Annotated in this window: 9 protein-coding genes; 2 read left to right on the top strand and 7 right to left on the bottom strand. The window is 48.4% G+C overall.

Translation table 11 applies throughout. The features are described 5' to 3' along the window. Positions 1 to 158 precede the first annotated feature (158 nt). The 5 genes from ACOJTG_RS15125 to ACOJTG_RS15105 form a co-directional block, all read right to left on the bottom strand. Complete coding sequence (locus ACOJTG_RS15125; RefSeq protein ID WP_420154592.1) at positions 159 to 1,127, bottom strand: DUF4886 domain-containing protein; 969 nt, start codon at positions 1,125 to 1,127, stop codon at positions 159 to 161. A 262-nt stretch (positions 1,128 to 1,389) separates the two neighbouring features. Next, a complete protein-coding gene (locus ACOJTG_RS15120) occupies positions 1,390 to 1,965 on the bottom strand; it encodes a hypothetical protein (RefSeq protein WP_420154591.1) in 576 nt (191 codons plus the stop codon). Between the two features lie 5 nt (positions 1,966 to 1,970). Beyond that, positions 1,971 to 2,879 carry a helix-turn-helix domain-containing protein gene (locus ACOJTG_RS15115; protein ID WP_420154590.1) on the bottom strand — a complete coding sequence of 303 codons (909 nt, stop codon included), beginning with the start codon at positions 2,877 to 2,879 and terminating at the stop codon, positions 1,971 to 1,973. Between the two features lie 250 nt (positions 2,880 to 3,129). Next, a complete protein-coding gene (locus tag ACOJTG_RS15110) occupies positions 3,130 to 4,029 on the bottom strand; it encodes a glycerophosphodiester phosphodiesterase family protein (RefSeq protein WP_420154589.1) in 900 nt (299 codons plus the stop codon). Between the two features lie 233 nt (positions 4,030 to 4,262). After that, positions 4,263 to 5,603 (bottom strand): MATE family efflux transporter, encoded by a 1,341-nt coding sequence (locus ACOJTG_RS15105; protein ID WP_420154588.1) that lies wholly within the window; start codon positions 5,601 to 5,603, stop codon positions 4,263 to 4,265. A gap of 255 nt (positions 5,604 to 5,858) precedes the next feature. Here ACOJTG_RS15105 and ACOJTG_RS15100 point away from each other — a divergent pair, with 255 nt between their 5' ends. Beyond that, positions 5,859 to 7,196 (top strand): Gfo/Idh/MocA family oxidoreductase, encoded by a 1,338-nt coding sequence (locus ACOJTG_RS15100; protein ID WP_420154587.1) that lies wholly within the window; start codon positions 5,859 to 5,861, stop codon positions 7,194 to 7,196. Between the two features lie 129 nt (positions 7,197 to 7,325). On the opposite strand, the gene ACOJTG_RS15095 is transcribed toward ACOJTG_RS15100, so the two are convergent. Next, positions 7,326 to 7,748, bottom strand: coding sequence for a hypothetical protein (locus tag ACOJTG_RS15095; protein ID WP_420154586.1), 423 nt, complete (start codon positions 7,746 to 7,748; stop codon positions 7,326 to 7,328). A 310-nt stretch (positions 7,749 to 8,058) separates the two neighbouring features. On the opposite strand from ACOJTG_RS15095, the gene ACOJTG_RS15090 reads away from it, so the two are divergent. Beyond that, positions 8,059 to 9,321, top strand: coding sequence for a PepSY-associated TM helix domain-containing protein (locus ACOJTG_RS15090; RefSeq protein ID WP_420154585.1), 1,263 nt, complete (start codon positions 8,059 to 8,061; stop codon positions 9,319 to 9,321). Positions 9,322 to 9,442: 121 nt separating this feature from the next. Here ACOJTG_RS15090 and ACOJTG_RS15085 read toward each other — a convergent pair whose 3' ends face one another. Next, entirely contained in the window at positions 9,443 to 10,564 is a 1,122-nt protein-coding gene (locus ACOJTG_RS15085; RefSeq protein WP_420154584.1) for an NADH:flavin oxidoreductase, read from the bottom strand. Between the last annotated feature and the right edge of the window lie 64 nt (positions 10,565 to 10,628).

Raw genomic sequence — 10,628 nt, 5'->3', positions numbered from 1 at the left:
TTACTAAAAAGGGCAAGGATCCTAGCTTTGCGATGACGTGAAGTCGCAGGCTGGAATCCTTGCCCTAGTAAGATTAGTACGCCGATGACCAGACTTTTTTTAGTGTGAGTGACTGTGGGACAGCTTGTTCTAGTACTGGTTTTGCAGGAAAAGTGATTTTATTTCAAAACAGGCTGCTTTTTCTTTGGGCTGGAAACGGTTTTCCAGGCCGTCTTTTTTAACTGTTCCGCAAAATCTGCATCGACCTCCTGAGGGTGGAAGGAAAGCTTTAACGGTGATTCCTTAAAAAGAAAGCTGTACCAAACTAAGGACCCTAAATAACAGCCAGCGGCGTTAGCATGGTGGGAATCAAAGCCTAATTCGTCCTGCTTCCAGAAGTAACCAACGTGCAGGGAATGATTCTGCTTGGGTAGGGCGGGGGGCTTAGGATGATCGAAATTGAATTCAGTATCTTTCGTGTATCCCCATTGCGGATCGGAGCTAATGGCCCAAAACGCATCGCCATTGGGAATCAGGGAAATGCCTAACTCTTTGGCTGTGGCGTGGTAGGCTGCTCTGGATTTTTCCCACATCTGCTGAGCACTGCGGGCAGACTCTCCATTGCCAATCTGCGTAAAGTCTTTGGAATCCACGCGATAAGCCCAGGTCTGGTGAAGGACAATTTTGGCCTGAGGCTGTAACTTCTTCACGTATTCGTAGAGCTGCCGGGCATAGGGCTGATACGTTTCCAGATTTCCCGAGAGAATGGAGGCCTGTTGCAGCGTAATGACATCCCACGTACCTTCGGCAAGTAGCATCTTCAGGGATTTGCCGTGGTAGGGTTTGCCTTTAGGGTCTTCCGGATTTCGTTCGGCCGCCTGGGCGTGATCCCAGTGCCGTTCCAGCGAGCAGCCGCCGAGTTCGGCCCGTCCAATAATCAACGTATGACCAGCTTCCTGACTGAGTTCAGGTAAGTATTTAGAAGCATTCTGGGAGAAGCTGTTGCCAATCATAAACAACCGTAAGGCGTGGCGATCTGCCTTTTTCGAGCTGGATTGTCCAGAAGCAATGTGTACGAGTAGGAATAGCAGAACCAGATAACTAGCTCTGGGAAAGGAGTGATCAAGCGGATGTTTACGTGCACGCATTTTGTTTCAAGAATAGGTTTACGAATGGATGGCTAAGGCGTCTTTGATTCCCCAAAGGAACCTAGCGGCCCTAATCCATGCTCAGCTGCTAAGATAAGACAGCTAAGCTTCATAGATACTATTCTGAAAAAGCAGATTATTTGTATACGACGCTTTTCGCCGTTGGAACATAGATTGTCCAGGCTGGCTGTACTTCCAAAGAAATCACAATAACAATCAAGTAATCGTAGCAGGCTGATGTTTGAAAAAAGGTAGACGATCCTTATCTTCTATCCAATGGATAGGTGTAGCCCGGTTGGATTAAATAGCCGTCCTTTGTTCTTAACAAACCCTGGTCGGTATACGGTAATTGCTGAAGTAAGCTTAAACTACGTTTGAAATTTTCGTGAGAGGGCCGAGCTTTTTCACAAGCCGCTTCACCCGTTACTGTAAACGAATAAAAAGGAAAGGTAAACCATCGAAAAGGCTGGACGCGATCCTGATCCAATCCTTTCCAATGACCTGAGGTTTCGCGTATACCTTTGCAGATTTTGTTGATGGTATAAGGTCTCAAATTGCCAAGTACGAGTAAGCTATCAACTTGCCCCTTTTGATTTACCCTGAATTTAAATTCGCCATACATCGTTTCACATTGAGTCGAGATTTCTTCTGTACTCAACATTCCCTTCATAATAAAGGAAGATACCGATTTTTGTCTGTTGTAGGGGTAGAGCCTTGCCTGGATCGGCGTTTCGAAGGAAATCGTCACGTCTGTATCCTGCCCAGAACTCTCCAGGTTTAAAAGGAAAAATAGTACCAGCAATAAAAATCTGCAAAGGTATACGCGATCAGTTACCAAGCGATCTAATTCAGATTTCTGAATTCCACCGGAGTCCGTCCTGTTTTTTGTTTGAAGAGTTTATTGAAGTACTGCGGATACTCAAAGCCCAGAGAATAAGCAATTTCGCCTACTGATTTCTCCGTGCTTAACAGAATCGTTTTCGCTTCTTCAATCAGGTGGTAATGAATGTGATCCTGAGCATTCCTGCCCGTTTCTTTCTTGAGCAGGTCACTTAAATAGCTGGGCGACAAATGTACGGCCTCCGCCAGGTATTTTACCGTAGGCAGGCCCGTTTCGCGAATGGCCGTCTGCTTAAAATAAGTACTTAGAATTTTGTCGATCTGGACGACCACACCGTGGTGAGAAGTTTGTCGGGTAATAAACTGTCTTCCATAAAAGCGGTCACAATACTGCAAAAATAATTCAATGGCGGCAACCAAGATCGGCTGGCTGTACCCATCAATATTGTCCTGCAGCTCGGATTGAATGGTACCAAGGCAACCGAGGAGAATACCTTTTTCCTTCTCGGACAAATGCAGGGATTCTGATACTTCGTAAGAGAAAAAATGAAAATCCTGCATCCGGGCATGCAGGGAAGTACCCCGAATCAAATCGGGATGAATGTACAAACCCCAGCCTCCCAAATCATCGGACATCTCCTCCGGCACATCCATTTCTAGAACCTGATTCGGCCCCATACTGATCAGGCAGCCGTCCTGAAAGTCAATGGGTTTGCGGCCATACCGAATATGGTTACTGGGATACGTTTTAAACATAATCGAATAGAAATCAGCCGAAAGTTTGACGGTATGCTGCGGAGGCTGCTGTACCTGACTAAAATCCAGTACCGCTACCAAAGGATGCTGATGCGGTCCCGTCCCAAAAAAACGGAGCAGGTCTGCAATGGTAGCAAAATGTATAAATTCCTGCATGAACGAGTTTAGCTTAGTGATAGTCCCTGGCATAAAGTACCCCAGGGACTATCACTAAGCTAAGGATTCAATGACTTATTTTATTCAATTAGTAGAACCATTTTTTGTCGGACCAGCACAGTTCATTACTGGCCTGTGGCCATTCGATACCGTATCTTCTTCTATCGAAAGCAAAGTTTGTTGCTATGGAATAGGCAGGAGTTACTAGTTAGCCGGGTTTGGGTACGCTTTCCGTACCCAAACAAAGGTCTTATTTCTTCTGATAACTCCCATACAATCCAATCAGCCGTTCGGGATGGTTTGAGATAATGCCGTCGACGCCGTAGGACGCCATACGTTGCATGTCTTTTTCATCATCGACCGTCCAGGGTAACATTCGCATGTTCTTTTCGTGTACTTCTTTCACAGTTTCGGAAGTCACCAGGGTGTAATGCGGACTGTAGTATTGTGGTGTGAAACCTAATTTTGCCAGGTTATCGGCTACGCTGTCTTTGTTATAAAGCAACAGCGAAAGGCTTTGTTTGGGATACTTTTTGTGGAGTTCCTGAAGGGTACGCACGTCGAAAGACTGAATGGTAACGCGGTTGGCAATGCCTTTTTGTTGGATGACCTGCATGAGCAGTTGTACGAATACATCCGGTGAAGGATTGTACTTTCCATCACCCTGCGGGGAGCACTTGGTTTCAATGTTGTAAGTAACCGGTTTCAAATGATGCTTGTGAACGTAAGTTTCCACGCTATCGATGACTTCCGAGAGCAGTGGTTTATACGTTTTCATCTTCCGTTGCTGAGGGAAATTCGGGTGCGGTTTGCTCCCGGCATCGAAGGTCCGGATGCTATCATACTTCATTTGATAGAGAGCGTAGGACTTTTCTTCCTCTTTTGTGATGTCGCTACCATCAGGTTTCCGCATGAAAACAGACGACATATACGGATCGTGGGAAACCACCACTTTCTGGTCGGCCGAAATAACGCAATCTAGCTCCAGCGTCCGACAGCCTAGCCGTACCGCGTGAATCATGGCTGTGACCGTGTTTTCGGGAACCAGGCCCATACCGCCCCGGTGGGCTTGTACATCAAGGGTTTGTTGGGCTTGTACACGCGGAAGTACAAATCCACTGAAAAGCAAAGCGTACCAAAGACGTTTCATCGTCAGGAAAAATAAGTGAATGGAGAAGAAAGAGCCAAGGAACGCATACACCCGTTTGCGGCTAAAATTGGGCCCAAAAATAAAAACTTTTCCAGGGGAGCCTGTTACGGCTAGATTAAATCAAAAAGGCTTTCCGTAACGATTGCTTCATGTACCAAGCGTCGTTAAAAAAAGCACCGTTTGCTTCTTCCGCCCAGAAGAAACAAACGGTGCAGAAAAATGTCCCGAAAAAACTAACTGACCAGTACCGGGGCGTTTCGTTTGGACATTCGCAGAAAACGAGCAATCAGGAAAATGGAGGCAAACGTCAGTCCACTGATGAAGCCCAGCCACATGCCCGAAGCTCCCATGCCGCCGTGAAAGGCAAACCAGTAGCCCATCGGAATACCCACCACCCAGTACGCCACGGCAATGAGTAGAGTAGGCGTTCGGACGTCCTTGATTCCGCGTAAGAGGCCCGCTCCAATGGCTTGCGTCGCGTCAGAAATCTGGAAAATGGCCGCAAACAGTAGTAGCATACTCGCCAACGAAACGACTTCCGCATTGCTGTTGAAGAAATGCGGCAAATGATCTTTGAGTAGTACAAAACCCAGGGCACAGCAAACGCCGTAAGCCAGGGCCGTTAGTAACGTACTCTTTCCAATGGTAGCGATCAACGGCCAGTCCGACCGACCAAAAGCATTACTGACCCGGATGGAACCCGCCTGAGCCAGTCCCATCGAGACCATAAATGTAGCCGAAGCACAACTAAGGGCAATCTGGTGGGACGCCTGAGCGACGGCACCAATCGTACCGATGATGATGCCCGAAACGGCAAAGGCTCCCGCTTCCATACCGACCTGCAGGCTGCTGGGTACGCCAATGTGCAGCAATTCCTGAATCGTCGAGCGACGCAGGTACCATTCCTCTTTCCGAAGCTGAATGTATTTTTTATAGGAATGGTGGGTCAGAATAACGGCCCCCAACGCCAGCGTAATCAGTGTTCGGGTAATGAGCGTGCCCCAGGCCGCTCCCAGCAGTTCGAGTCGCGGAAAGCCCCAATTGCCATAAATTAATAGCCAGTTAATAAAGATGTTGATGGGCATGGCCGCCAGCGAAAACAGCATGGCCGTACGGGTTTGCTCCAGGCCATCCGTGAATTGCTTGAGCGTCATGAACAGCAGCATGGGAATAATCGAAATGCCCATCAACTGCATGAAGGGCACGGCCAGCGTGGCAACTTCCGGGTCCTGACCCAAGTGAAAGAGGAGGTCTTTCCCAAAAAACAACGTAAACGAAATCAGCAGGGCCGTTAGGGCACAGATGCAAAAGCCATTGTACAGGTAGTGAGAAACCTGACGGTCGTCGTTCTGACCGTGGGCCATAGACACCATTTGGGAAACGGAAATCGTCATGCCGATCCCAATTACAAAGGGAATATTCATGGCATTGAATACCAGTGAAACGGCGGCCAGTTGTTTGTAATTAATGGACCCCACCATGGCTGTATCAATGATGTGCAGGGCCATTTGAGCGAGTTCACCAATAATAATGGGTAAAGCTAATCGAATAGTTTTGAAGGCTTCCGTTTTCATGACTCAATAATATCGCAACTTAAGAAAGCCGCAAAGGTACGAAAGCTTCCCGAGCAGGCCGGTAAAAATCCGAAACTAGCTAACGCAAATTCCCGCAGAAAGACCATTTTGGGCCACTTGAGCCTTCAGAATTGCCGGATTTGTCGCAAGACTATGTCGTTTTTAACAAATTACCGTAATTTGAGCGATTCAACTACCCGGTTGCTCAGGTCCACTTTGGACGGGGCACGGGCGTATCAAAGCCTCTAATTCCTTATGGAAAAATCCAGACGATCGTTTCTTAAAAAAACGGCTCTTACAACGGCCGGACTGACCCTCGGCGGGGTCGGGATGTCCGCCAAAAGTTACGCTAAAATCATCGGCTCTAACGAACGACTCCAGGTAGCCATTGCCGGACTAGGGCGGCGGCTAGGAGCCTATTTCGAACCCATTGGTAAGAAGGACAGTAATGTGGAGCTGGTATACCTCTGCGACGTGATGCAGAAGCAGCGGGAATCGGCCCTCAAGCAGTTTGCCAAATATATCGATTACCAGCCTAAGCTTGAAAATGACATTCGGAAGGTCATTGCCGATAAGGATGTCGATGTACTCATCAACGCTACCCCCGATCACTGGCATGCACCGGGTACTTGGCTGGCGGTACAGGCGGGCAAGCACGTGTATGTGGAGAAACCCTGTAGCCACAACCCCCGGGAAGGTGAGATTCTGGTGGCCATTCAGAAGAAATATGGGAAGGTGATTCAGATGGGAAATCAACAGCGTTCATCGCCGGAAACCATCGATATTATCCATCAAATTCATAATGGAGCCATCGGCACGCCTTATAAAGCCGTGGCTTTTTACGTGGCTACCCGAGGCGAAGTACCGGTACCGAAAAAAGCTCCCGTACCCACGGGGCTGGACTGGGACTTGTTTCAGGGGCCTGCTCCCCGTCGCGAATACACCCACGACACTTGGGATTACAACTGGCACTGGTACGGCTGGACTTACGGCACGGCCGAAAGCGGCAACAATGCCACGCACGAGTTGGACGTCGCCCGTTGGGCCTTGCAGGTGGATTATCCCGAATATGTGAATGTGGAAGCAGCGAAACGCCATTTTCCCAACGATGGCTGGGAGATGTACGATACTATGGAGGCGTCGTTCCGTTTTCCGGGCAATAAAATCATTCAGTGGGACGGCAAAAGCCGGTCGGGTTACAAAACCTACGGTACTGACCGTGGTACCGTAATTTACGGCTCAACGGGTACGGTCTATGTCGATCGGGATGGTTACAAGCTCTTCAGTCGCGAAGGAAAGCTGGTGAAAGACAGCAAGGCCAAAGGTTCCGAAGCGGGTACGGCCCTGGGTGGTGGCGGTGACATGACCACAGGTCATATGGTTAATTTTTTCGAAGCCATTCGCGGCAAGGCCAAACAAAATTCCCCCATTGATGAAGGAGCTAAAAGTGTACTGCTCTGCCATTTAGCGAATATCTCTTCCCGCATTAACAAACCCTTCGAAGTCGATACTAAAAACGGCCATATCCGGGATAAAGAAGCGATGAAGCTCTGGAGCCGCACCTACGAAAAAGGCTGGGAGCCACCCGTTTAATTTTTTAAGCTAAAGACGAAAAAAGCAGCCTCTGTAGGGCTGCTTTTTTCGTATGGCAAGCTCGTGTACTTGGATGACTAATAACGTTTACACACTGGTAAGTGTTCTGGGGAAAGCGATCCTTTCTGGCTATAAATACCCTCGAGCTACATTCGAATAGGTTAGCTTCCATTTTCCATTATTACGATTGATGTACAGGTACTTGTAGCCGTCTTTTAGTGAAAAAGAAGCACAATCACTGGACGTTTGAATTCTGATCATCTGACCGGATTGAGCTTTAATAGAAAAGCTTTTGGCCATACCCAGGCTGAAGTCAGTACCCACGCGTCCCTTGGCCTCTACCTGGTTGTCTACAACGATTGATAAAGAATCGTCAAAAGTATGCTCGAAAGTGAATATCCGTAGGGAATCGCGATGAAAAGGCTCGGGATTCGCACGCTCGTCCACGTCTTCGCTAACGGACTTGCAGGTGATTTCATGCTCTTTCGTGCAGCTGAGCAGGTTCAGGAGTAGAATACTCAAAAGAATAGGCAGAATAGTAGGTAGTCGCATAGTAGGTAAGGTTTTGTTGAAGACCCATTTATGGCCGTAAGGGTTGGAAGGGCTTAAAAAAGGAGTACGTAAACTTTTAATAGCTCGCCTGATCTATACGAATTCATTCCTACGAAAATGTCTTGGTTGCCTCATCGGTCCACCCCTATTATACCCATCTATGAAATAAAGTCTAATTAATTTGGACTAATTACAAATAGCATCCTAGTTTTGTAACGGAGAAAGGACGCAGCGGAATGCTCCCGAGGAATATTCTGCTGCTCCATTCCCGGATGCGGTCCTTACTTATTTCAAATTCTTTGCACAACCAATGTCCCTGTTTCGAAAAGTTAATAACTGGCTCCATTTATGGTTAGGACTCATTTCTGGTGTAATCGTTTTTATTGTCTGTATCACCGGATGTATCTGGGTATTTAATGATGAAATTACTGGCTTACTGGAGCCCAACAGTCGCATTGAAAAACAAAATAAACCCGTTCTTAAACCCTCAGAACTCAAACAGATTGCCTCGAACGTATTCCCGGACAAACGCGTGGTTTACGCCATTTACCGCATGGGCCGGGCCGCTGAGGTTTCGCTGGGGGAAGGTCGGCGGGGCGATCATACCGTTATTTTAAATCCCTATACGGGCGAAGTACTGGGCAAGAAAGTACTGGAAAAAGATGGCACGGACTTCTTTCGCTTCATTCTCAACGGCCACCGGGCTTTATGGCTACCGTACCCCATCGGTCGGCCCATTGTTAATTATGGTACTCTCGTGTTTGTGGTGTTACTGATCACGGGATTGATCTGGTGGTACCCTAAAAAATGGAATAAAAGTACAGTAGATAAGAGCTTCAAAATTAAGTGGGGAGCTTCGTTCAAACGCCTTAACCTTGATCTGCACAACGTATTAGGCTTTTACTCGCTGCTATTTTTGCTGGCGATTGCCATGACGGGCATGGTATACGGCATTGAATGGTACAGTAAAGGTTTGTATTGGGCTACTTCGGGAGGCGATAGTCTGCCGCCCATTGCCCGGAATAGCTCGGATACCTTGCAGGCCCAAAAATTCTACACCGTGGATCAGGCCATGGATAAAGCCTGGAATACCGTGATTAACCGTCATCCGGATGCAGAGGGATTCTATTATAGTTATCCCAGTCCCAAAGACGCCAAAGCTCCTATTGCCATTACTATTTATCCGAGCCGTACGCATTTCTACGACAACCAGGGTTACGCCTTCGATCAACATACGCTCAAGGAATTTCCGAAAGATAAAATCTATGGCAAGCCTTTTACCGAAGCTTCTACCGGGGCTCAAATCCGCCGCATGAACTATGATATTCACGTCGGAAGTGTACTGGGCTTTCCGGGAAAAGTACTGGCATTTCTGGCCAGCCTGATTGGAGCTTCCTTACCCGTTACCGGATTTCTGGTCTGGTGGAATCGCAAAGGTTTTGGTAAAGGGAAGGGTAAAAAGAAGGGAAATGCTACGCGTACGACTCGCCCTACGAATGTTACGCCCGCTGCTCGCCCAACCTTTAAACCCGTCATGAACAGTAACCGACACTCACTTCCAGAAAACAGCTAGATAGTTATAACAAAAGCCCCTCCGGTGATTAAAACCGGAGGGGCTTTTGCGTTTACCAACGCTCAGGAAAATCGATTGACTGTCGAACCTTTAAACCTGATACGCTAAAACATCCCATGCTTTACACCAGCGTAGCCAGTGACTGATTGTTGAAACCGCTCAACTCCTCGAGACGTCCTTCGCGAACTTTTTTCACCCAGGCGGGATCTGAAAGCAGTGAACGACCAATGGCCACCAGATCAAAGTCTCCGCGGTCCATCCGGCGAAGGAGTTCATCAATCGAACTAGTCTGAGAACTTTGACCCTGGAAGGCACCCATAAAGTCGCTGTTCAGGCCGATGGAACCTACCGTAATGGTGGCTTTACCCGATACCTTCTTCGCCCATCCGGCAAAATTAAGATCCGAACCTTCGAATTCAGCTTCCCAGAAACGGCGTTGGGAGCAGTGGAAGATATCCACGCCGGCGTCGGCCAACGGATTCAGCCAAGCTTCGAGCTCCTGCGGCGTTTTAGCCAGCTGAACCGTGAAATCCTGCTGCTTCCACTGCGATAATCGCAAAATGATGGTGAAATCATCGCCTACCGCCGCCCGCATCGCTTTCACGACTTCCACACCAAAGCGGCTCCGTTCGGCCAGGGTTTTTCCACCAAAAGCGTCGGTACGGGTGTTGAGGCCTTCCCAAAAAAACTGATCGACCAGATAGCCGTGGGCCCCGTGAATTTCGAGGGAATCAAAACCCAGGCGTTTGGCATCCGCAGCAGCTTTGGCAAAAGCGGCGATGGTATCGGCAATGTCCATATCGGTCATGGCGACCCCGCCCGTCTGGCCCGGCATGACGTAGCCCGAAGGGCCTTCGAAGGGTTGTGAGGGCAACCAACCCGACTGGCTGGGTTGCATCACGCCCATGTGCCATAGCTGAGGAGCCATGGCTCCGCCGGCCTGATGTACGCTATCAATAACTTTCTTCCAGCCAGCAAGGGCTTGATCACCGTAAAAATGAGGAATGTTAGGCTCATTGGAAGAAGCGGGACGATCAATGACCGTACCTTCCGAAAGAATAAGACCAACTTCTCCTTCAGCTCGGCGGCGGTAATAAGCTGTGACGTCATCCGTGGGTACACCCTGGGGTGAAAAGGCCCGGGTCATGGGAGCCATGACGATACGGTTCCGCAGGTGTAATGAGTTAAGATCAAAAGGGCGAAAGAGAGCCTCTACCTTTTCAAGGTCTACAAGGGTTTTCATGGGAATGTACGGTTAAATAGCCGATTAATCTCTAGGCGTATTCATTAGCCCCCAGGTACCTGTG

The organism is Siphonobacter sp. (assembly GCF_048595215.1).
Classification (GTDB): domain Bacteria; phylum Bacteroidota; class Bacteroidia; order Cytophagales; family Spirosomataceae; genus Siphonobacter.
Note: the sequence above shows the minus strand (reverse complement) of the source record. Positions and strands in the feature narration are given on the sequence as shown.

What these genes read in the sequence shown, in the direction of transcription:
- ACOJTG_RS15085 (WP_420154584.1), bottom strand. Translation starts at nt 10,564, where the DNA reads ATGAAAACCCTTGTAGACCTTGAAAAGGTAGAGGCTCTCTTTCGCCCT.
- ACOJTG_RS15125 (WP_420154592.1), bottom strand. Translation starts at nt 1,127, where the DNA reads ATGCGTGCACGTAAACATCCGCTTGATCACTCCTTTCCCAGAGCTAGT.
- ACOJTG_RS15090 (WP_420154585.1), top strand. Translation starts at nt 8,059, where the DNA reads ATGTCCCTGTTTCGAAAAGTTAATAACTGGCTCCATTTATGGTTAGGA.
- ACOJTG_RS15110 (WP_420154589.1), bottom strand. Translation starts at nt 4,029, where the DNA reads ATGAAACGTCTTTGGTACGCTTTGCTTTTCAGTGGATTTGTACTTCCG.
- ACOJTG_RS15105 (WP_420154588.1), bottom strand. Translation starts at nt 5,603, where the DNA reads ATGAAAACGGAAGCCTTCAAAACTATTCGATTAGCTTTACCCATTATT.
- ACOJTG_RS15100 (WP_420154587.1), top strand. Translation starts at nt 5,859, where the DNA reads ATGGAAAAATCCAGACGATCGTTTCTTAAAAAAACGGCTCTTACAACG.
- ACOJTG_RS15115 (WP_420154590.1), bottom strand. Translation starts at nt 2,879, where the DNA reads ATGCAGGAATTTATACATTTTGCTACCATTGCAGACCTGCTCCGTTTT.
- ACOJTG_RS15095 (WP_420154586.1), bottom strand. Translation starts at nt 7,748, where the DNA reads ATGCGACTACCTACTATTCTGCCTATTCTTTTGAGTATTCTACTCCTG.